Raw genomic sequence first — 21506 nt, 5'->3', positions numbered from 1 at the left:
TTCCTCATGGGTGAAGGCCGCGCGTCGGAGACTCACGTTGATTGAAGCAACGTTGCATGGTCGGGATGTCCAGGTCGAGCGGATCGATGCTTTCCTGAACGAGTCCGGACGTGACTCCCTCCTCATGGTCACCGGAGAACCCGGAGTCGGGAAATCGGCCCTGCTTGAATTCATCGGCGATCGATCAGAAATGAACGGCACTCGAGTGCTCCGCGCGCGTGCCCTTGAGTTTGAAGCCGAACTTCCGTACAGCACGGTCAACCAGCTGTTGCTCCCGTTGATCGACTCGCTCCCCCAGCTCGCGCCGGATCACCAGGAGGCGATCGGCATCATCTGCGGACTTCGGACAGGCGCGATGCCCGGCCTCCTCGTTGCGGGAGCCGCCGCGCTTTCCCTCGTGGAACTGACCGCCGCAAAATCGGACTCAGTGCTCCTGATGGTGGATGACTCGCCATGGATGGACCTGCTTTCCGCCATGACGCTGACCTACCTTGGCCGCCGTCTTCGCGGGGTATCGGCCAAGATCCTTGCGGCAGCACGACTGGATGAGGACAAGGTCTTCGTCCGGAGCGGCTTTCCGTCTCTCCTTGTACCTCCGTTAAGCGACGACGCCGCGGACGCTCTGCTTGTCGATCGGTTTCCGGCTCTCCCCGCAAGCGTTCGACGGCGGATCCAAGGTGAGGCGCTCGGCAATCCGCTCGGACTGCTTGAGCTCCCCGCAGCGCTCAAATACCCCAGCGCACAGCAGATGCCCAGCATGCTTCCGCTCACGAACCGGCTGAAATCGCTTTACGAAGACCGCCTGTCGGCCCTGCCTCCGCACACGCGTGATCTGTTGCTCTTCGTCGTTCTTGCCGGCGCCGAGAACAGGATGGCCATCGAAAAATGCCTTCCAACGGGCGCCGGCCACAATGATTTCTCGCCCGCTGAGCGCGCCGGCATAGTCCGTTTCAACTCCCGTTCCGGGCGTTGGGAATTTCGTCACCCTCTGATTCGCTCGGCCGTGTTCGAGCGCTCGACGGACGAAGAGCGCCGGCGCGTGCACTCAACCCTCGCCGATGCCTTCGCCAGCGATCCTGTTCGGCGGGCCTGGCACCTCGGACAGGCGGCAACGGGCCCCGATGAGGAAGTCGCGGCGCTTCTCGAAAACGTATCCCAGCGGTTCCTCGAGATTGGCGACGGCACCCGGGCTACCGCTGCAATGCTCAAGGCTGCGGAACTGACTCCGTCCATCAGTGGCCGTGAGCGCCGAGTGGCACGCGCGGCATACCTTGGATCATCGATTGACGGGACAATCGGAGAAAGTCCGGCTCTGCTCGCCGAATCATTTCGCAACCAATCCCGTTCACCACAGCTGGCGACCGTCATCGCTGTGACGTACAACCTGCTCAACAGCGAGGGGGACGTTGCAACTGCACGCAGACTCCTGCTTGCCGCCCTGGCACCGGGAACGTCCGAGCCGGATGCGGATGCCCGTGATTATGCCGAAGCTCTCTACACACTCGTCCTGGTCGGTTTTTTCGCGGGTAATGGGGACTTCTGGAAAACTCTCTTGGCTCAGGCGTCACCCGAAAGCCTGCCGGAAGTACTCCAGTTTCAGATCGACCTCTTCGTCGATGCGGCTCACGCTGAGGGGGCAGCGATCGAGCGCTTTCATCGCGCGATTGATCGACTTCGATTCGTTACCGATCCTCTGCACATAGTTCGCTTCGCCACCGCTGGTGCCTACATCGATTCTCTCGGAGCCATGCGCGAGGCACTCTGGCAAGTTGTCGAAGACGGGCGCAGAGGCGAAGCCATCACTCCCGCCATTCAAGCGCTCTTTTTACTCGCCAATGACGACTACTTCAGTGGCAGCTGGGACGAACTGGAGGTGGTGGTCCAAGAAGGCATGGACCTCTCGATAGAACACGGTTACGCACTGACCACCGCACCGGCCAGGTTCCTGTTGGCACTCGTCCAGGCGGCCCATGGAGAGGAAGCCCTCGCTCATAGCACCGCCGAAGATCTCCTTGTTTGGGCTGCGCCCCGGCGGCTTGTCGCCCTCGCGAATTATTCGTCGCACATCCGGTGCCTCACGGCATTGCCGGCCGGCCGATTCGAAGAAGCCTTCACCCATGCGGCGACGATCAGCCCGCCGGGCATTCTTCCGCCGTACATCCCACACGCCATCTGGTCGGCTTTCGATCTCATTGAAGCCGGCACGCGATCGGGACGCAGGACCCAGGCACAAATGCACCTGCGGGCGTTGGAAAGTACTGAAGTCGCCAGCCACTCCTCGCGGTTGGGTGCCCTTGTCTTGGCCGCCCACGGGTTGTTGGACGAGGGCCCTCACTGGAACGAAAAGTTCGAGTCCGCCCTTGCCACCCCGGACGTTGAGCACTGGCGGTTCGATCACGCGCGGATCCGGCTTCTGTTCGGAGAGGAACTTCGACGCCGGCGGGAACGCTCCGCCGCCAAGATCCAACTCGGCGAAGCGAGGAAGATGTTTCTTCAGCTGGGTGCCAATGCGTGGGCTTTGCGCTCGGATCGGGAACTTCGCGCACTTGGCTCACCCGAGGCGCGCTCCGGCGTGCTGACCCCCCAAGAATCCGCGGTTGCCGACCTCGCGGCGACGGGCCTCTCGAACAAACAGATCGCCGAGTCCCTCTTCCTGTCACCGCGGACTGTCTCCACTCATCTTTCGCGTACCTTCTCGAAGCTGGGGATCTCGACGCGGGCCGGCTTGCGTGACGCCCTCTCGGCCGGCCCGAACAATCTACGTCCTTGAATGTACGTCAATTGACGGATTACCACGGGCGAACGGAAGCCTAGCGTTGCTCCTGTCCAACACTGTTAGGAGCAAAGCATGAAACCAACAATCGTCCTCGTTCATGGTGGATTCGTCGACGGAACAGGCTGGCGGGGTGTGTACGACGAGCTGACGGCAGATGGCTTCGAAGTGCGCGTCGTGCAGAACCCGACAAAGTCCCTCGCCGACGACACCTCAACCACCCTGCAAGTGATTGACGAAGCGAATGGGCCTGTGGTCCTCGTGGGTCATTCGTACGGAGGGGCCGTCGTCACCGAAGCAGGTAATCACGAAAAGGTCTCCGCGCTTGTCTACATCACCGCGTTCGCCCCGGACCAAGGCGAGTCAGTGAACTCCTTGCTTGGGACGTTCCCAGCCGACGGCCCGCAGCCACCCATCCTGCCTCCCGTCGACGGATACCTCTTCCTCGACCGCGATAAATTCCATGAGTCCTTCGCTGGCGACGTCACCCCCGAGGAAGCGGCATTTATGGCCGACGCCCAGGTCCCCTGGGGCTTGGAAGCACTCGGCGGGGTCGTTTCCTCAGCCGCCTGGCGGGTGAAGCCCAGTTGGTACCTCCATGTCACCGAGGACAAAATGATCCCACCGGTGGCGCAGGCCAGTATGGCAGAGCGGATAGGCGCAACGGTGAGCGAGACGCCAGGAAGCCACGCCGTCTATGTGTCGCGGCCGAAGGTGGTCGCCGACGTTATCAGGAAGGCTGCTGCCTCCGTAGGTTGAGCCCGCCTCCGCGTTAAGGTTCCGTTAAGAACATTCACAAATTTGTGAATCGAGCGTAGCGTTCGAAACATGAACACAGTGATTGAGGCCCGGGGCCTTGAGAAACGCTATGGACGGGTTCGCGCACTCGACGGACTCGACCTCTCTGTCGACGCCGGGGAGGTGCATGGATTCCTTGGCCCCAACGGCGCGGGCAAGTCCACCACCATCAGGGTGTTGCTTGGCCTTGCCCGGGCCAGCGGCGGAAGCGCGACGGTCTTCGGCAAGGACCCGTGGACTGACGCGGTGGAACTGCACAAGCGCATTGCTTACGTCCCCGGCGATGTCAGCCTGTGGCCCAACCTCTCCGGTGGCGAGGCGATCGACCTGCTCAGCCGCTTGCGCGGCGGCACGGACGACAAGGCGGCATACGCTGAGCGCAAGGCCCGGCTCATCGAAGTCTTCCAGTTGGACCCGTCCAAGAAGGGCCGGTCCTATTCGAAAGGCAATCGCCAGAAAGTAGCCCTGGTAGCCGCGTTTGTGTCGCCGGCTGACGTGTACATTCTCGACGAACCCACCAGCGGGCTCGATCCACTCATGGAAGGCGTCTTCAACCAGGAGATCAGGCGAGCGGCTTCGCTAGGCAGCACCGTACTGCTCTCGAGCCATATCCTGTCCGAGGTCGAGCAGCTCTGCGATCGGGTGACCATCATCCGCGCCGGCAAGACGGTGGAATCCGGAACCCTTGCGGAGCTGCGCCACCTGACCCGCACCGAGGTGTCCTTTGCACGCAACGGGCTGACCGATGCCGACATAGCCCGCATTCCATCCGTGCACGACGTAGCCCTTGTCAACGGCCGTGCCCGCTTCACCGTGGACAGCGACAAGATTTCGTCCCTGCTGCCCGTGCTCACTGAACTAGACGTCAAAGGCCTGAGGATCGCTCCGCCGTCGCTCGAGGAGCTGTTCCTACGCCACTACGGTGATGAGCTCAATCCGGCCGAAGCGTCGCTCGCGGCGCGCCCCTCGCGCAAGGCCCGACGTCGGGAAGCCGCCAAGGAGGCGAGCGTGTGATGAGCACTTTGGTCACTTTGCTCCTCCAGCGAATGCGGCGCGACCGCTTGCAACTGCTGATCTGGATTATCGGCATCGCACTACTGGCCCTTTTCTCCGTCTCCGCGGTTGAAAAGACGTACGGCGACCCCGCGGGACGCGAGAACATCCTGCAGCTCGCCGTCGCCAACCCGAGCATTCTGATGCTTCGGGGAACACCCGAAGGAGCGGGCCTTGATCAATTCGTCTTCTTCGAAATCTTCACGTTCATCGCCGTGCTCGCCGGCCTCATGAACACCTTCCTGTCGGTACGGCACTCGCGGGCCGAGGAGGAGTCCGGGCGGGCTGAACTCCTCGCCGCGACTCCTGCCGGCCGTTCTTTGCCCACGGTAGCCACGATCATCTACGGCGCCCTCGTCAATGTTTCTATCGGGCTCTTCGTGGCGCTCGCCTTCATTGCTGGCGGACTGGACGCCAAGGGATCGTTCGTCGCAGGCTGCGCGACGGCCGCCGTCGGACTCACCTTCCTCGCGGTCGGACTATTCGCCGCCCAACTCATGCGCACCTCCCGCGGCGCGAACGGCGTGGCCGCGGCTGCAGTCACAGCCGCATACGTCATCCGTGGGATCGGTGACGCCCTCGGCACCCCTTCGTCCGACCACCTCCACATGACGGTGGCATGGTGGAGTTGGGCCTCGCCCATCGGCTGGGGCCAGCAAACCCTCGCCTACGACGCGAACACTCTCACTCCCCTGCTGCTCAACCTGGCGCTCACTGTCGCGTTTCTCTCGCTCGTGTTCCTTCTTCAGGCACAACGCGACAGCGGCGCCAGCTTGCTCGCCGGCCGCCTCGGCCGCGTTGACGCCCGTAGCTCCCTCTCCACGTCACTGGGTCTCGCTTGGCGACTGCAGTGGCCCACAGTAGTGGGTTGGTGCGTTGGCAGCGCATTCGGAGGCCTGCTTACGGGGAGCCTTGCCCACGCGGTCGCCGGCGCGGCAACAGCGGACCCAAATGTGCAGAAGATCATGGAAGGCCTCATTCCCGGAGGCAAAGGTTCGCTCGTCCAGCTCTTTATCTCGGCGATCTTCGTCATGGTCGGCGTGCTTGCCGCCGCCTGCGCAACACAGGTCATCATCAGGATGCGTCAGGAAGAGGCCGTCGGAACAGCTGAGCAAGTGCTCGCCACGCGGGTATCACGAGCCCGGTGGCTGATTGGCTACCTTACTGTGGGCACCGCTTCAATCGTGCTGGTGCTTCTCAGTGGCGCGGCCGCGTCCGGGCTCAGCGCCGTGGCAGTAGGCGACGACTCTGCGCGCGTCGGCGACTCCTTCGCCGCGGCAGCAGCCCAGCTGCCGGCAGCATTGCTGTACCTCAGCGTGCTGGCGCTCGTGTTCGTCGCGCTGCCCGGGTGGACGGTTGGCCTGGGGTGGACCCTGTTGGGCCTGGGCACGGTATTCGGGCTGTTCGGCGGGCTCGTGGGCATGCCTGAATGGATTCGCGACATTTCACCGTTCACCCACTCCCCCGTGCCGATCGGCACCTCCACGGACTGGAGCGGAGGCTTTTGGATGTTGTGCATCGCGGTGGTGGTCGCGATTGTGGCGACAGCGGGCATGAAGCGGCGCGAACTGAACACGGCTTAGCGCCGAGGAACGGCCGGACGGGCGGGCCGAGAAAGGAAAGCAACGAATGGCCAGAGACGAACGATCACTTCGCGAGGCGGCCGAACAATCGGCCGCCATCCTTACTGCCGCCGGCATGCCCAAGATGCCTGCCCGCGTTCTCATGGCACTGACTGTCACGGAAGACGGGGGGCTGACTGCACTCGAACTGGGTGAGGTGCTCGGTGTCAGCGCAGCAGCAATCTCCGGTGCGGTGCGGTATCTGCAATCCATAGCGATCGTGAGGAGGGTGGCCCAGCCCGGCAGTCGCCGGGACCGTTACGAGGTTCCGCCGAATTCCTGGTTGGCAGCGTTCGCCCAGGAACGTCCGGTCTACCGCGCGCTCGCCGACCTCGCCGACGCCGCAAGCAAAACAATTGGTGACCGCACCTCCACGGCAGCCGGCCGGCTGGAGGAGATGGCGAGCTTCTACAGATTCCTGGATGCCCGGCTTCCCGAACTCATGACCGAATGGGAGAAGCAGCGCGATGACTGGAAGCGCCGCGATGATCAGAAGGGATGACGCAAGGGCGTGCGGGCTTGGCTCGGAGCGGAGCCTTCAAAGCCGGCACTGAATAGCTGGCCGAGTTCCCGCCGAGAGCGGAGGCCGAGCTTGGCCAGGACATTCCGGATATGGAAGTTCACCGTGGCGGGCGAAACAAATAGCTGGGCGGCGATTTGCTTATTGGTCATGCCTCGTTCGGCATAGAACGCGATTTCCCGTTCCCGTCCAGTAAGGGACTCGAATGCCTGTAGGTACGGATTGCCAGGCCTGTCGCTCACCCCGTCGAGCAACTTCATCGCACGGCTGAGGTACGGCGCGGCGCCGAGTGCAAGGAAGATCCTTACGGCACCCCTCAGGGCGGTCGCACTGGCCTTCGTGTTTCCCATCGAGATGAGCAGCCGGCCAAGGTCGAGGTGGGCAATGCCCTGCGCCAAAGGGAAGCGCGATTCCTTCGCCGCGAGCCGGTAGAACTTGGCCGCCCGGCTGGATAGTCCATACGCTTCTCTGACCCTGCCTTCCAACCAGTCCAGCGAGCCATACACCGGCCACCATCCGCGACCATTCATATCCTTGCAGGCCTGCAACAACCTGTCCGCTTCCTCCGCACGACCCAGTCCAGCCAAGGCGTCAATCCTGTAACTGTGTGTCGATGGCGTGGCTAATGTGATCGCCTCTGATGCGTCCAGCTGTTGTTGCCATTCGGCCAAGGAACGGGCCCGTTCGAGCTTTGCGAGGCCCCTGAGTTCGACTCCGAAAGTGTCATATTCGCTGATTCGGACTTCTTCCGCGCGGCGCAACGCAGCTTCGTATGATTCCGAACGGCCCTGTAATGCCTCGAGGACCGCGGACATCGAGAAGACGAGGGGGCGGGAGGAGACATCGCTGACATCCAGAGAAAGCAATTGCGCCGTGCGGACCACCGTGAGCATCTCCTGCACCCTTCCCAGCAGGAAATAGCAGTATGCGAGCACAACCCTGGTGTGCCCGATTGCCAGGCCCGCCCCGGTCGAAGCCGAGACTTCCATGGCCCTCTCCAGGTCGACAGTGGCCTGTTCGATGCCACCGGTCACGCTGAGGAAGCCGGCTCTGCAGGTCAATGCGTCGGCCAAGGCAGGACTGTCGTTCGCACCAGCGATCCGTGCACTGAGCGACACGAAAGCCTTCGAGATCAGGTTTGGATCCTGGGTGCCGCTCGCACCGATGAGGTTGAATCCATCGAATTGCAGGCCCAAGTCCGCTCCTGAGGGCAGGTGCCGAAGCCTAGGGTCGAGGACTGCGCCCTTGGACCGGCTCAGCTGCTCCAGGAATCGGTGCGCTTGGGCGACGGCGACGGCGGTGGAGGACTTATCCTCGGAGACCATGCGCGAGACGACTATCGCCAACGAAATGTGGGCCCGCAGCAGGGCCTCGTCAGGGTGGTTCAGTTCCTTCGCGATCAGCTCTTCGGCAAATTGGCCGACACGGTCCAGATCCGGCCTCATTTGAAGCAACTGCAACAGCGCGAAGTCCCGCACTACGCCAGGACGCATGGATTGCACCTGAGGCAGAAGGTCCATCACTTCGGCAATGCGATGGTGGACGGACGCAATGACGCAGGCTTCGATGATGCAGTCGTCCCGGCGGCTTCCGTGGAACCTGTCCATCGCCGAGCGTAGGTATTGCAACGCGAGTTCCGGCTGGCCATCGGCCAAAGCGTGATCGACGCCGGAGGTCACATCCGCATAGAGTGCGACCGTCCCGGGTTCCTGCACCAGCAATCGATGTTGCAGAGCAAGTCTCGGATCATCGAGTTCGCCTGCAATCGCGCGGTGGATGGAAGACAAGCGGTGGCTCTTGAGGTTGTCCCGCACCCCGACAGCGAGCAGATCATGAAACGGGCGCAATTGCACGGTCTGCCCGACCCGTGTGCCACGGACCAGCCCGCTCGCCAATGCTGCCGCGACATCCGTTGGTTCATTCAAAGCGAAGCCAATCCGCTGCAAGCGCTCTTGTTCAATCGGGTCGCGGCTGACACACACGAACTCGACGACGGATCGGACAGGTCCAAGCTCCAATGCGTCGAGCATGGCGGCAAAGGGATTGTTTCCGGGGGCGACATACGGCAGGGCATCGGGCCAGGGGTTCTGGGCGGAATATACGGGCCCGGCGGCGTGCTCCATTGCGGCGTTGATCAACAAGGGAGTACCTCCGGTGCTCCATCGAAGCCGTTCAGCCGTACGCGCCGACATGGTTCGATCCCAGACCCGCGCCACGTAATCCTGGACCTGTTCCGGACTCAGTGGTTCCATGTTGACCCGTTTGATAAAGCCCCAGGACAGGTCATCAGCCACCATCCGATCGATGGCTGCGGTACCGGGCCCTGAAACACCTGCCAAGACAACTGTGATCCTGTCGTCGGCGAGTCTCTGCAGCACGAACCGCAGGGCCTTGGCGGAGCGTTCATCTATCCATTGGGCATTGTCTACGACAATGCAACTAATGTTCTTCGGCCGGGAAGCTAGCGCAGACAATAGTTGGCGGGCGGCAATTACTGGATCCGAGAGGGGTTCGGCCTCGCGATGGCCCAAGGCCACAAGAAGCTTGTCAACAAAGGAGAGTGGAAGGCTGCTTTCAAAAGTGTCCGCACTGCACGCCACCACGTTTGCCCGCCTTAGGGCATCCATGAACTGCAAGCACCACGTCGTTTTTCCTATCCCCTGAATCCCAGTGAGCACAACAATCCCGCCACGGTACTGGCGTGTGCGTTTCAGTACAGCGGCGGGAGTGTCATCGCTTGATAGAGCGGGATGTACGACCGTACGTGACGTCATGCCGCCATATTATTTGCAGATCAGCCTTTTCATCCCTGTGGGCCGCGGGTTCTGCCAATGTGTCGAGGTCGACTCCAAAGTCGGAGGAACAGACCCAGAACGAGCGCCGCAACGGCCCCGAGACCCAATCCTGTGAAGACCGGACCGTTGGACCCGGTGTACGCCAGGTTGCCAACCGACGCTGTCGATGCCGCGGGCAAGACCACGGTTGACGACGCCATGCCCGGCGCGCGGGGTGATGCCGGCACCGTTGGCACGACCGGAGCCGTCACTGTGACCGAAGCCGGCGTTCCCGAGGCGGGCAGGAAATAGGCGTCGCCTGAGTACTCCACCGTTATTTCGTGGTTCCCCGTGGACAACGCCGGAAGGGTGACAGCGGCCGAGCCGGAGACCAGGGTCACCGCGGCCAGGCGGACCTGGTTGTCAACTGTCAGAATGACGGTTCCGCCAGGCTGCACCGGAAGCGCGCTGCTCGCCGTGACATTTACCCGTAGGTCCACGGTCCGGCCTTCCGAGACGGAAATCGACGATGGAACAAGAAGGACCGTCGGTTGGGCCCGCGCGGCGTTCACTTGAACCTTTACCGGTTCAGCGGGCTTGAAGTTGGTGTCACCGTCGTAGCTGAGTTGAACTGTGCGATTACCCTCAGCCCAGGGGATTGCGGTGGTGAAGTCACCTCGCGAATCCAACGGGGCCGTCCCAAGAACATCGCCGTTCGAACTTAATGTCACTTGCCCCGTGGGCACGGCAGGAGAAGGAGCGCTCGAAGCGGTCGCGACCTTCGCGGCCGCCGCGGCCATATCAGCCGAAACCGTGCCCGTTATCGTAGCGGGCTTGCTCAGGAGGTCGGCGGAAACCGTCGCATTGACGATCCGCGTTGCGAGAGGCTGTACGAGTTGGGTCAAGGGTGCCGCGGAGGACTGGAATTTGTAGGAATCGGTGTTGCGTGGCCGGTACTGGAAGGTGAGATCGTGGGAACCCGCGGGTAGGTCGATTGCACTGATGTTGGCAGTTCCAGCGGCGTCAACAGGAGCGGTTACCAGCTCCGTGCCGCCATTGTCCATAACTGCAACCTCGCCCCTTGGAACCACTCCGCGGAGGTCGGAGTTGACGACTGTTGCGACGTAGCCGCCGGGAGTGCCGAAGATGGAAGGATTCGTTGTCGAGATGACGCTAGTCGTTGTCGCGTAGTCGGGGGTGTACCAGACGCTGACCCAGCCGCTACCCGCGTTGTAGCCCCTGATCACGTTGCTTGCGGTGGGGTCGACGTAGCTGCTGCCGCCAGCGCCACCACCGCCCCCGGCGCCACCTACGCGGCTGCCTAGAGCACCTGAACCACTTAGCCAACCGCCGCCGCCACCGCCTCCGCCGCCGCCGCTGGACGAACTTCCGGCTCCGCCACCGCTGGTTCCCGCCGCGCCGGCAGGCCCGATAACTCCAGAGTCAGCGCCAGGTGCCCCGCCAGCGCACCACCCGTCGGCCGACTGGCCATTCTGGTTGGCGGCGCCGCCGGCACCGCCGTTGCAGTACAGGAAAGCAGCTCCGTGGCCTGCGCCGCCGCCCCCACCGGCGGCGACAACAAGCGGCGTCCCTTGCACGTCGACTACGGCACTCGCGCCGCCGCCACCGCCACCAGCAGATCCGGCGAGGGATCCGGTACCACCTGAACCTCCGCGAATGAAACCCGCGCCCCCGCCGCCTGGGTTGTGTCGCGACCCTGTTCCCCCGCCAGGTGTTGAAGCGTAAATCTTCAGTGCCTGGCCGGGCGTCACCTGCAGCCGGGCGCGAATGTCGGCCCCTGCTCCGCCGGGACCATCATTGCTCACAACAAAAGCGGTACCAGGAATATTGACTGGTCCGCCACCGCCGCCGGCGGAGCCCCAGGCCCGGACATCGATGGAGCGCACACCGGCTGGCACGATCCACGTGTCTCCATTGACGTTGGCGAAGTCCAGTTTGGTGGGAGTTGGATCCGGAGCGACGGACACGGCTGGTAGCGCAGCACTTGCAGGAGGAACGCTGAGTCCCAGAGCTCCAACGGCGCTCGCGAGCAGGAACATGGACAATTGCACAGCCAACGGCTTGCGTACTGGAAGAGGCCTCATACCGGGAACACTAGGTACGCGACGCTGCCAGCCCCTTGGGCGGGATCAAATACTATTCACAACGAATAGGTCACCCCAGCTCAACTGTTTGCTGAAACCGCGGTCCCTAGGCCAAGCGCCGTAAGGATCGCGGCAGACGTCCGTTCGAGTGCCTTCGTCACAGATGGCTTCTTCAGCCAGAGAACGGCCTTGGTTGCCACCAAAGACAAGACTCCGAGGTAGAGCATCGAAATTGCGAAGTCGATGATTCCGAGAATCATCGTCTGCCCAAGGGATGCTTCACCGGGAGGAAGGAATTGGGGCACCACAGCGAGGAAGAACAGGCCGACTTTGGGGTTGAGCATGCACGAAACAAGTCCTGCGAAGAAACTCGAGCGCAGTTTGGGGCCGTTCTCCGGGGCATCCTGTGCCTGGCGGGTGGGATGCCCGCGCCGGCTGTGGATAAAGGCGCTGATCCCGAGATAGATCAGATATAGGCCACCAATGATTTTCACTACCCGGTAGGCCTCGGCCGACTGCTCCAGAATGGCTGCCAATCCAATGCCGACAAGCCCTGCCCAAAAGATGCTGCCAAGCGAGGAACCGAGGCCCGCTGAGAGGCCGGCCTTGACGTTTGACAGGCTGTACCTCAGGACGAGCAACGAGTCCGGGCCAGGTGTGAGCGCCAAAATCACGCACAATCCGACGAACGCCGCAAGTGAACTCAGAGTCATGTTTCCATTGAATCATTGCGCGGTATCTGCACTGGGTGCCGCGGGCCTCACGGAAGCTTCCCAGACCCCCCGGCTACAATAGGGCCGTCCGTATTTCCCCTGGAGAGGTAGTTCCCCTTTTGGTCACTCGCCACGATGCACCCAGCCCGGAGCCGGGTCAGTCACCCCCTGTTGCCTACCCGGGCCAGGGAAAGCTGGCTGCCCGCAGCCGGCGGTTCAGCTTTCGCCGCTCGCCCCGCTGGTTCAAAATCACCAGCGCCGCAGTGGCTGTCCTGCTGATCGCAGTCATCGCGTTCGGAGGGTATTGGGTATGGCGCCTTCAGTCCAACATCTCATCGTCCGCACTCGGCGCCGGAGGCATCAGGACGGAAGGACCGGTGGACGACAGCAAGGACCGGCTTCAAATCCTCGTCCTGGGTACTGATACCCGAAGCGGGAAGAACGGGCAGTTCGGTACTACCGACCAATCCTCCGGCTACGGCCAGTCCGACGTCATGATGTTGCTGGATATTTCCGCGGACAACAACCATGTCAACGTGATCAGCTTCCCGCGGGACTTGTTGGTGGACGTCCCGGCCTGCACTGACAACAAAACCGGCAAGCAATACCCCGAACGGCAAAATGCGATGATCAACAGCGCCATGGCCGAGGCTGGAATCGGCTGCGCTGTTGACACCGTCAACAAGCTCACGGGTTTGGAAGTTGACCACTTCATGATGGCCGACTTCAACGCAGTGACCGAACTATCCAAGGCCGTCGGCGGCGTCGACGTCTGCGTGAGCACTGCCGTCAACGACCCCGACTCCGGATTGCATTTGCCCAAGGGCACCTCACAGGTGGAAGGCGACCAGGCCCTGGCGTTCCTGCGCACCCGCCACGCATTTTCCGATGGCGGAGACCTCGGACGGATCAAGGCGCAGCAGTCGTTCCTCGGTTCCCTCGTGCGGAAGCTCAAAGCTGACGGAACGCTCGGAAACCCCCAGAAGATGCTGGGCATCGCCGATACAGTCACGAAGAACCTCACCGTCGACAACGGTCTCGCCTCGGTTCCGGCACTGTTGACCATCGCGGGCAGGCTCAAGAACATTGACCCGGCCAAGGTCAACTTCATCACCGTGCCCAACGTCCCGGCGGCGTCCGATCCCAACCGGCTCGACCTCGACCAACCGGCGGCGAGCAACTTCTTTGCCGCCTTGACGAAGAGCCCCGACCTGAGCCAGCCCGCACCAAGTGCCGCTGCATCCGCTGCTCCAACCACCGAAGCTCCGAAGGCCGGATACAACAAGGCGCTTCAACCGATCACCGTCGCCAATGGAACGGGCGTGACCGGCAGGAGCCAGGAGATCGGATCGCTGCTCTCCGCCGGTGGATTCACGAAGCTGGCCAAGATCCAAGCCGATGCCAGGCCACAGACCATGGTCTACTACGGTGCTGGTTTTGCCGATGTTGCCGCGGATGTCGCCGCGATGTTCGGGTTGCCGGCGACGAGCGTGCAGCAGGTCGCCAGTGTCCAGGGAGTCCAGCTCTACGCAGGTCAAGATTTCGCCACAGGCGACAAGCCGACGCTGCCGGCCCCCAAGCCCAACGATGTCGTCGCCCAGACCGCCCAGGACCAGACCTGCCAGACGACCAACCCGGTCGGATAGCCGCAGAAGACAGAAGCGCCCTCCGTCCCGCTTTGCGGGGCGGAGGGCGCTTTCTGTTTTCGCGTTACTGAGGCTGCTCTCCCGAAACGTTGACCAGCCAAGCGATGCCGAACTTATCAGTGAGCATCCCGAAGATGTCCCCCCACGGCGCCTTCTCCATCGGCACGGTGACCGTCCCGCCGTCGACCAGTCCGTCCCAATAGCCGCGAAGTTCCGCTTCGTCGTCGCCGCTAAGCGACACCGAGATGTTGTTTCCCGGGCTGTAATCCATGCTGTTGGGGGTGTCCGCGGCCATGAGCAGCAATCCGTTGTCTGTCTTGAGTGCCGAGTGCATGATCTTGTCGCTTTCGGCGGGGTCTTCGCTCGCGTGGAACTCCGCGAACGTGCTTTGGGTCAGTTCGCCGCCGAAGACCGACTGGTAGAAAGTCATTGCCTCTTTGGCGTTGTCCCGAAAGCTGATGTAGGGGTTGAGGTTCGTGGTCATGACATGGCTCCTCAGTGTTTGGGGGCAGCGCGATCAGCTACCTTTTCGTCATGCTAACAGCGCTCGCCGGGACCATCCACAGGTAATTCCTTCCTGCCCGACGGCGGCTGTCCGCTCCCTAACTGCCGCTTGCCTCGCGGCCCACGAGGCCCACTGTATTGCCCTCGCTGTCCTTGACGAAGGCCATCCATTCATCGGTCCCGGCCGGCCCAAGGCTTCCGTCGACGTGGCTATAGACCAATTGTGGTTCCTGGACGATCTTTGCCCCGGAGGCGCGGAGCTCTTCAACAGAGAGCCGGAGATCGGCTACTTCAAGGTAAATCAGCGACGACGGAGCGCCGCGATCCAGGAGAAGCCGGACGCCGTCGAGATCGAAGAAGAGCAGGCCGGGCGGATCGAATCTTCCCGTCGGCTCACTGCCCAGCAGTCGGGAGTAGAACGCGGATGCGCGGTCGAGGTCCACCGCCCGCTGGGCAACCTGGATCAACCTCATGTTGTACCTCCGGGGATCGACGTCGATTCAAGAGTCGTAGCCACATCTTCCGCGGTACTCAATGCTGGTTCAAGAGGTGCGGGATCAAGAGCCCGGTGGCGGCGTAGGAGCTTCGGTTCGAGTTCGGCATCAGTGCGGGATAGTGTCGTTTCCATGCCTTCTGCAAAATCCGCCCTGGTCCGCACTGCCCTCATCGCCGGACTGGCAGACGCAATCCTCATTCTTGTTTTCGCGGCCATTGGCCGCGACGCACACCAGCGTGCCGATGTGCTGACCGGGGTCTTTGCCACGGCTTGGCCGTTTCTTGCCGGTGCCGTGATCGGTTGGCTCGCTGTGCGGGCTTGGAAGGCACCCTTCAAGACCTGGCCGGCCGGCGTCGGCATATGGATCGGAAGCGTGGCCGGGGGCATGCTTTTGCGTGCGGCCACCGGCCAGACCGTGGTTCTCGCATTCATCATTGTCGCCTTGATCAGCTTGGCGATCCTGCTGCTTGGCTACCGCGCCGTGATCGCCCTTGTGGTGCGGGTCCGTCGACGGAGCCGCCAGTCCTAAGCACCCGCCGATGGACTAGGCTTGCTACGTCCACTGCTGCACTTCGGAAAGGCCGCCCCCAGTGATCACCGCTTTTGTCCTGATCAAGACCGACGCTTCACGCATCCCGGAGACGGCCGAAGAGATCTCCGCCATCCAAGGGATCAGCGAGGTCTACTCCGTCACCGGGGAATGGGACCTTATTGCCGTGGCGCGCGTGGCGAAGCACGAGGAGTTGGCGGACGTCATCGCCGACAAACTATCCAAGGTTCCCGCAGTGGTTCACACCACCACGCACATCGCCTTCCGCGCCTACTCACAGCATGATCTGGACGCCGCATTTTCGCTCGGCTTCGAGCAATAACGGCCGGAATCCTGGCGCCGCGGCTAGCTTCGGCTGAGTCCGACCCACGTGTCGAGGACCCTTGAAGCCGCCCCGGAATCAATGGATTCCGCAGCCCGCAGCCAGGCCGACTTCATTCGTTCCAGGAACGACCCGTCGGCAGAAGTATCGAAGGCCACCAGGCCTGCGGCGGCGTTGAGCACGACGGCATCGCGGACCGGGCCCGGCTTCCCGTCAAGTACTTCGCGCACGACGGCGGCATTCGCGTTGGCGTCGCCGCCTCGAAGATCGGCGACGGTCGCCGCGGCGATCCCAAGGTCGGCCGGCGAGAACCGCTGCTCGGTGACGTGCCCGTTCCTGATTTCCCACACCGTGGATGGTCCGGTGGTGGTGAGTTCATCGAGTCCGTCTTCCCCGCGGAACACCAATCCGCGGCTCCCCCGGCGCGCCAAGACTCCGGCGATCAAAGGAGCCATGGTGGCGTTGGCAACACCCACGGCTGAAGCCTGGACGTGGGCAGGGTTGGTCATTGGTCCCAGGAAGTTGAAGGCCGTGGGAATTCCCAGTTCCGCCCTGACAACACCGGTATGCCGGAACGAAGGGTGGAATACCTGGGCGAAACAGAAGGTGATCCCTGCCTCTTCGGCGTTGCGGGCAACGCGTTCGATCGGCAAGTCGAGCCTCACGCCCAAGGCTTCCAGGACATCTGCAGAGCCCGACGACGACGATGCCGCCCGGTTCCCGTGCTTTACGACCCGTGCTCCAGCGCCGGCCGCCACAAGGGCAGCCATCGTCGAGATGTTGACGGTGTTCAGCCGATCGCCGCCGGTGCCTACGATGTCAAGCTTTTCACCCGGAATGCTCACGGGCTTGGCGTTGGAGAGCATTGCCTCCACCAATCCAGTGACTTCCTCGACCGTTTCCCCTTTGGCGCGCAGGGCCACGAGGAAGCCGGCAATCTGGGAGGGGGCGGCTTCTCCGGACATGATCGTGTTCATGGCCCACGCGGTGTTCCCGACCGAGAGGTCATGCCCGTTGATCAATGCGGAGATGAGTCCGGGCCACGAGTTGCTTGCCTGCTCTGCAGATGCCTGTGAAGTCACCACTTGATGCTAGCGATCCACCCTGCTCCGTGACCAATGCTAAGGAGGCCGGGAACTTTTCCGCGCGAATTCGCGTGTTTGTAGAAAAAGTCTCCCCAAATGGCGGTTCGCGTTGGGAAGTCCGGACTTTTACAGACATAATGTCCTTGTGACATCTGCGACCCATGCCCCCAGTACCCCGGCGCACCCGACGCTGAATCGCCCCAATCTGGTTTCCGTTGGAACCGTTGTGTGGCTTTCCAGTGAGTTGATGTTCTTCGCCGGTCTCTTCGCCATGTACTTCACGCTGCGCTCCACGTCGGGCGCCTTGTGGGCGGAAGAAACCGGCAAGCTCAACTTCCCGTTTGCGCTTGTAAACACGATCGTCCTTGTGTCGAGTTCCTTCACTTGCCAGATGGGCGTCTTCGCTGCCGAACGACTTGAGCCGCGCCGTCGAGGTGGTGTGCTGCAGTTCACCCGCTGGGGCATGAACGAATGGTTCATCCTGACGTTCATCATGGGCTCCTTCTTCGTTGCCGGGCAGACCACCGAATACGCGATGCTTGTGTCCGAGCACGTGACGCTCTCGGCCAATGCATACGGCTCCGCGTTCTACATGACAACCGGCTTCCACGGTCTCCACGTCATCGGCGGCCTCATCGCCTTCCTGTTCATCATTGGCCGCGCATACGCCGCCAAGAAGTTCGGACACTTTGAAGCGACCTCGGCAATCGTCACCTCGTACTATTGGCACTTCGTGGATGTTGTGTGGATCGGCCTCTTCCTGGTCATCTACGTACTGAAGTAGCCCGGCACCCACTCTTGTTCCACAAGAGGATGAATTTTAAAGAAGCGGCTCGCGGAGCCGACGCAGGATCGAATAAAGGAACCACCACGTGAAGGCACTCTCGCAGAAGCGACGTCATCCACTGGCAGCCATTGCGCTGCTGCTGATGGGACTCCTCGTCACTGGTGGGCTCTACGCCGTTGCCACAACGGTCAACCAGGCGAAGGCAGACACCACTACCTTCAGCGCAAGCGACGCCCAGGAAGGCGGCAAGCTCTTCGCCGCCAACTGCGCCACCTGCCACGGCATGGGCGCCAGCGGATCCAAGGACGGCCCCTCGCTGGTCGGCGTAGGTGCTGCTGCAGTTGACTTCCAGGTTGGCACCGGCCGTATGCCCATGCAGATGAACGGACCCCAGGCCCAGGAAAAGCCGCGGCAGTTCAACGAACAGCAGACCCAGCAGCTCGCGGCCTACGTCGCTTCGCTCGGCGCTGGCCCGTCAATTCCCGACGCATCGTTGCTCGACGAAAAGGGAGATGCCGCCAAGGGTGGCGAACTCTTCCGCGTGAACTGCGCGATGTGCCACAACGCTGCAGCCGCAGGCGGTGCCTTGACCCGTGGAAAGTTCGCTCCGGCCCTGGCTGGCGTCTCGGGCCAGCACATCTATGAAGCCATGGCCACAGGTCCGCAGAACATGCCCGTCTTCAACGACGCCAACATCTCCCCTGAGGGCAAGCGCGACATCATCACCTTCCTGAAGAAGATCGAAACCAACGGCTCGCCTGGTGGAAACGACCTCGGAGGCCTGGGTCCGGTATCTGAAGGTCTCTTCGTCTGGGTTGCCGGCCTCGGCGTCATCATCGCCTTCACCATCTGGCTGACGTCCCGCACGTCCTAGGCCAGCGCACGACAAAAACTTCTGCTGTCCCCACAGCAGTTTTGAATTGAACATCAACCCGGTTACGGCCGGGACAACGAGAGAAGGATGAGGCGAATTATGGGCAACCATAGTGACGGCAGTCCGAACCACTCGGGCACCGTAGCTACGGCTGGTCAGAATGATGTGGAGAAGTTCCAGGATCCTGGGCTTCCTCCGCACCGTTTGCGCCTGGCTGACACGGACCCGAGAGCCGCTAAGCGAGCCGAGCGACAGGTGGCCATACTGTTTGGCATCTCGGTCATCGGCACGGTGATCTTCCTGGTGTCGTACTTTGCCATCGATCTTGGGCAAGATTCCACGATCGCAACGATCCGCACCCAAAACCTGTTGCTTGGCCTGGGCACCGCATTTGCGATGCTCGGCATCGGCACCGGCATCGTGCACTGGGCCAAGGCCCTCATGCCGGACCACGAGGTTTCGGAAGAGCGCCACGCCATCCGCACCGAGGAAGACCGGCAGGCGGCCGTGCGAATCGTCGAGGACATCGTCGAGGAAACCGGCATCAAGCGTCGCCCGCTGATCCGCAACACCCTTTTGGGTGCCGTGGCACTGGCGCCTCTTCCGGCTTTGGCAGTTTTCGGTGACCTTGGTCCCCGTCCCGACAACACGCTCGCACACACCATGTGGGCTCCCCAGGACGGCAAGCTCAAGCGCCTCACCCGCGACCCTGACGGAACTCCGATCAAGGCATCGGACGTGACCATCGGTTCCGCATTCCACGTGATCCCGGAAGGCCTCAACGAACTCCAGGAGGGCAAGCTCAACGCGAAGGCAAAAGCCGTCGTATTGCTCATGCGCCTCAACCCGGATGACTTGAGCATTTCCAAGGGCCGCGAAACCTGGAGCTACAACGGAATCGTTGCCTACTCCAAGATCTGCACCCACGTCGGTTGCCCGGTTGCTCTTTACGAGCAGCAAACGCACCACCTGCTGTGCCCGTGCCACCAGTCAACCTTCGACCTCACCAAGGAATGCAAGGTTATCTTCGGCCCCGCCAGCCGTCCGCTCCCCCAGCTGCCCATCGCGGTGGACGCTGAGGGCTACCTCGTAGCCACGAGCGATTTCAAAGAACCTGTAGGACCGAGTTACTGGGAGCGTGACGAGCATGAGCGCCTCATCAACAGCTGAAGTCCCCTTCGTACCCAAAACCAAGGTTGGCCGGATCACGGACTTCGTTGACGAGCGCGTCGGCGGATCCGGAATCCTGCGTGAATTCGGCCGGAAGGTCTTCCCCGACCACTGGTCCTTCATGTTCGGTGAGGTGGCGCTGTATTCCTTTGTCATTCTCCTCATGTCCGGTACCTTCCTGACGTTCTTCTTTGACCCGTCCATGGCTGAGACCCACTACACGGGTTCGTACACCCCGCTGACCAACGTCGAAATGTCCGTCGCGTACAACTCGTCGCTGAACATTTCCTTCGACATTCGCGGTGGCTTGTTCTTCCGCCAGGTGCACCACTGGGCGGCTTTGCTCTTCGTGGCATCGCTTGGTGTGCACATGCTGCGCGTGTTCTTCACGGGTGCTTTCCGCAAGCCGCGCGAAATGAACTGGGTGGTGGGCGGCGTCCTGCTCATCCTGGCCATGGCCGAAGGCTTCACGGGATATTCGCTTCCCGATGACCTGCTCTCCGGCAACGGCCTGCGAATCATCGACGGTGTCATCAAGTCCATCCCTGTGATCGGAACGTACATATCGTTCTTCCTCTTTGGAGGCGAGTTCCCGGGTACAGCCATCATCGGGCGCCTGTACGTGCTGCACATCCTGCTCGTGCCGGCCATGATTCTGCTCATGATCGTCATCCACCTCTTCATGGTGGTTGTGCACAAGCACACGCAGTACCCCGGCCCGGGACGCAACGACGGCAACGTCGTGGGTTACCCCCTGGGACCGGTTTACGCCGCAAAGGCCGGCGGCTTCTTCTTCATCGTGTTCGGTGTTGTCGCACTCATGGCTGCGATGTTCACGATCAACCCGATCTGGAACTACGGGCCGTACGACCCCTCCCCTGTGTCGGCAGGTACCCAGCCCGACTGGTACATCGGCTTCGTCGATGGCGCCTTGCGACTCATGCCTGGCGTTGTCAACGACTTCCACTTCGAATACATCATCTTCGGCCACGTGCTGACGCTGAATGTGCTGCTGCCTGCATTGGTTCCGGCCGGCATCATTTTCACGGTGCTGTTCATGTACCCGTGGATCGAACGCTGGATTACCAAGGACAACCGTGAACACCACGTTCTGGACCGTCCCCGCAACGCACCTACCCGTACTGCCATCGGCGTAGCAGGGTTTACCTGGTACTGCGTCATGTGGGCAGCGGCCGGCTCCGACCTCATCGCAACGCACTTCCACGTTGCCCTGAACGACGTCACTTACTGGCTGCGCACGCTGTTCTTCATCGGCCCGATCATCGCGTTCATGGTGACGAAGCGCGTGGCGCTTGCTCTGCAGCGCAAGGACCGCGAGATTGCCCTGCACGGCCGTGAAACGGGCCGCATCGTGCGCTTGCCGCATGGTGAGTTCATTGAGGTTCACGCACCACTGGATGACTACAAGCACTACAAGCTTGTGGGCTTCGAATCGCCATCCCCGTTGCCGGCCGAGCCGAACGAGCATGGCGTCGTCACCCCGAAGGAGAAACGCCGCGCGGCGTTGTCCAGGTGGTTCTTCGAAGACCGTGTTGCTCCGGCAACGCCGGCAGAGCTTGAAGCTGCCCACGGACACGGCCACCATGAGGCCATCGAGTCCGGCGAAGAGCACAAGAGCCTTAGCCACTAGTTCCAGCAGATAGCACAGAGAAGGCCCCGTCCATGTGGACGGGGCCTTCTCTCTTTCTTCGGG

The 21506-nt window shown here is 62.1% G+C and carries 18 protein-coding genes; 12 read left to right on the top strand and 6 right to left on the bottom strand.

Going from position 1 to position 21506, the window contains the following annotated elements; translation table 11 throughout:
• The first annotated feature begins 37 nt into the window (after positions 1–37).
• The 5 genes from LFT47_RS11740 to LFT47_RS11720 all read left to right on the top strand — a co-directional run bounded on the left by LFT47_RS11740 (position 38) and on the right by LFT47_RS11720 (position 6748).
• Positions 38–2770: a LuxR C-terminal-related transcriptional regulator gene (locus tag LFT47_RS11740; RefSeq protein ID WP_236810943.1), complete on the top strand. Its 2733-nt coding sequence runs from the start codon at positions 38–40 to the stop codon at positions 2768–2770.
• Positions 2771–2848: 78 nt separating this feature from the next.
• Complete coding sequence (locus LFT47_RS11735; RefSeq protein WP_236810941.1) at positions 2849–3532, top strand: alpha/beta fold hydrolase; 684 nt, start codon at positions 2849–2851, stop codon at positions 3530–3532.
• A gap of 69 nt (positions 3533–3601) precedes the next feature.
• The gene (locus tag LFT47_RS11730; RefSeq protein ID WP_236810939.1) at positions 3602–4585 is read left to right on the top strand and encodes an ABC transporter ATP-binding protein; all 984 of its coding nucleotides are present in this window, start codon (positions 3602–3604) and stop codon (positions 4583–4585) included.
• Complete coding sequence (locus LFT47_RS11725) at positions 4585–6207, top strand: ABC transporter permease (protein ID WP_236810937.1); 1623 nt, start codon at positions 4585–4587, stop codon at positions 6205–6207. Before LFT47_RS11730 ends, LFT47_RS11725 begins: the two co-directional genes overlap by 1 nt.
• Before the next feature lie 46 nt (positions 6208–6253).
• The gene (locus tag LFT47_RS11720) at positions 6254–6748 is read left to right on the top strand and encodes a GbsR/MarR family transcriptional regulator (protein ID WP_236810928.1); all 495 of its coding nucleotides are present in this window, start codon (positions 6254–6256) and stop codon (positions 6746–6748) included.
• On the opposite strand, the gene LFT47_RS11715 is transcribed toward LFT47_RS11720, so the two are convergent.
• The 3 genes from LFT47_RS11715 to LFT47_RS11705 form a co-directional block, all read right to left on the bottom strand.
• Entirely contained in the window at positions 6736–9540 is a 2805-nt protein-coding gene (locus tag LFT47_RS11715; protein WP_236810926.1) for a helix-turn-helix transcriptional regulator, read from the bottom strand. The genes LFT47_RS11720 and LFT47_RS11715 overlap by 13 nt on opposite strands.
• Before the next feature lie 29 nt (positions 9541–9569).
• Positions 9570–11645, bottom strand: a complete 2076-nt coding sequence (locus LFT47_RS11710) for an Ig-like domain-containing protein (protein WP_236810924.1) — start codon at positions 11643–11645, stop codon at positions 9570–9572.
• An 80-nt stretch (positions 11646–11725) separates the two neighbouring features.
• Positions 11726–12358, bottom strand: coding sequence for a LysE family translocator (locus tag LFT47_RS11705; protein WP_236810922.1), 633 nt, complete (start codon positions 12356–12358; stop codon positions 11726–11728).
• A gap of 119 nt (positions 12359–12477) precedes the next feature.
• On the opposite strand from LFT47_RS11705, the gene LFT47_RS11700 reads away from it, so the two are divergent.
• The gene (locus LFT47_RS11700) at positions 12478–14004 is read left to right on the top strand and encodes an LCP family protein (protein WP_236810920.1); all 1527 of its coding nucleotides are present in this window, start codon (positions 12478–12480) and stop codon (positions 14002–14004) included.
• 64 nt (positions 14005–14068) lie between these two features.
• Here the strand turns inward: LFT47_RS11700 and LFT47_RS11695 are convergent, their stop codons facing one another.
• Entirely contained in the window at positions 14069–14488 is a 420-nt protein-coding gene (locus LFT47_RS11695; protein ID WP_236810918.1) for a VOC family protein, read from the bottom strand.
• 118 nt (positions 14489–14606) lie between these two features.
• Positions 14607–14981: a VOC family protein gene (locus LFT47_RS11690; RefSeq protein ID WP_236810916.1), complete on the bottom strand. Its 375-nt coding sequence runs from the start codon at positions 14979–14981 to the stop codon at positions 14607–14609.
• Between the two features lie 153 nt (positions 14982–15134).
• Between LFT47_RS11690 and LFT47_RS11685 the strand changes: the two genes are divergently transcribed.
• Positions 15135–15533 carry a DUF3054 domain-containing protein gene (locus tag LFT47_RS11685; protein WP_236810914.1) on the top strand — a complete coding sequence of 133 codons (399 nt, stop codon included), beginning with the start codon at positions 15135–15137 and terminating at the stop codon, positions 15531–15533.
• Between the two features lie 61 nt (positions 15534–15594).
• Complete coding sequence (locus LFT47_RS11680) at positions 15595–15876, top strand: Lrp/AsnC family transcriptional regulator (RefSeq protein WP_078108932.1); 282 nt, start codon at positions 15595–15597, stop codon at positions 15874–15876.
• Positions 15877–15899: 23 nt separating this feature from the next.
• On the opposite strand, the gene trpD is transcribed toward LFT47_RS11680, so the two are convergent.
• Positions 15900–16958 (bottom strand): anthranilate phosphoribosyltransferase, encoded by a 1059-nt coding sequence (gene trpD / locus LFT47_RS11675; protein ID WP_236810902.1) that lies wholly within the window; start codon positions 16956–16958, stop codon positions 15900–15902.
• Between the two features lie 148 nt (positions 16959–17106).
• Here trpD and ctaE point away from each other — a divergent pair, with 148 nt between their 5' ends.
• From ctaE to qcrB, 4 genes are all read left to right on the top strand, one after another.
• Positions 17107–17745 carry an aa3-type cytochrome oxidase subunit III gene (ctaE, locus tag LFT47_RS11670; protein ID WP_236810900.1) on the top strand — a complete coding sequence of 213 codons (639 nt, stop codon included), beginning with the start codon at positions 17107–17109 and terminating at the stop codon, positions 17743–17745.
• 88 nt (positions 17746–17833) lie between these two features.
• Positions 17834–18622, top strand: a complete 789-nt coding sequence (gene qcrC / locus LFT47_RS11665; protein WP_236810898.1) for a cytochrome bc1 complex diheme cytochrome c subunit — start codon at positions 17834–17836, stop codon at positions 18620–18622.
• Between the two features lie 99 nt (positions 18623–18721).
• Positions 18722–19792 carry a cytochrome bc1 complex Rieske iron-sulfur subunit gene (gene qcrA / locus LFT47_RS11660; RefSeq protein WP_236810896.1) on the top strand — a complete coding sequence of 357 codons (1071 nt, stop codon included), beginning with the start codon at positions 18722–18724 and terminating at the stop codon, positions 19790–19792.
• Positions 19770–21443, top strand: coding sequence for a cytochrome bc1 complex cytochrome b subunit (gene qcrB / locus LFT47_RS11655; protein WP_236810894.1), 1674 nt, complete (start codon positions 19770–19772; stop codon positions 21441–21443). Before qcrA ends, qcrB begins: the two co-directional genes overlap by 23 nt.
• The last annotated feature ends 63 nt before the right edge of the window (positions 21444–21506 follow it).

The organism is Arthrobacter sp. FW306-2-2C-D06B (assembly GCF_021789175.1).
Taxonomy (GTDB): domain Bacteria; phylum Actinomycetota; class Actinomycetes; order Actinomycetales; family Micrococcaceae; genus Arthrobacter.
The sequence above is the reverse complement of the archived record's forward strand: the minus strand, read 5'-3'. Positions and strand labels throughout refer to the sequence as shown.

Bases quoted from the DNA above. Each gene is read 5' to 3' on its own strand.
- LFT47_RS11735 (WP_236810941.1), top strand. From the start codon at position 2,849: ATGAAACCAACAATCGTCCTCGTTCATGGTGGATTCGTCGACGGAACA.
- LFT47_RS11730 (WP_236810939.1), top strand. From the start codon at position 3,602: ATGAACACAGTGATTGAGGCCCGGGGCCTTGAGAAACGCTATGGACGG.
- LFT47_RS11725 (WP_236810937.1), top strand. From the start codon at position 4,585: ATGAGCACTTTGGTCACTTTGCTCCTCCAGCGAATGCGGCGCGACCGC.
- LFT47_RS11720 (WP_236810928.1), top strand. From the start codon at position 6,254: ATGGCCAGAGACGAACGATCACTTCGCGAGGCGGCCGAACAATCGGCC.
- LFT47_RS11715 (WP_236810926.1), bottom strand. From the start codon at position 9,540: ATGACGTCACGTACGGTCGTACATCCCGCTCTATCAAGCGATGACACT.
- LFT47_RS11710 (WP_236810924.1), bottom strand. From the start codon at position 11,645: ATGAGGCCTCTTCCAGTACGCAAGCCGTTGGCTGTGCAATTGTCCATG.
- LFT47_RS11705 (WP_236810922.1), bottom strand. From the start codon at position 12,358: ATGACTCTGAGTTCACTTGCGGCGTTCGTCGGATTGTGCGTGATTTTG.
- LFT47_RS11695 (WP_236810918.1), bottom strand. From the start codon at position 14,488: ATGACCACGAACCTCAACCCCTACATCAGCTTTCGGGACAACGCCAAA.
- LFT47_RS11690 (WP_236810916.1), bottom strand. From the start codon at position 14,981: ATGAGGTTGATCCAGGTTGCCCAGCGGGCGGTGGACCTCGACCGCGCA.
- LFT47_RS11685 (WP_236810914.1), top strand. From the start codon at position 15,135: ATGCCTTCTGCAAAATCCGCCCTGGTCCGCACTGCCCTCATCGCCGGA.
- qcrA (WP_236810896.1), top strand. From the start codon at position 18,722: ATGGGCAACCATAGTGACGGCAGTCCGAACCACTCGGGCACCGTAGCT.
- qcrB (WP_236810894.1), top strand. From the start codon at position 19,770: ATGAGCGCCTCATCAACAGCTGAAGTCCCCTTCGTACCCAAAACCAAG.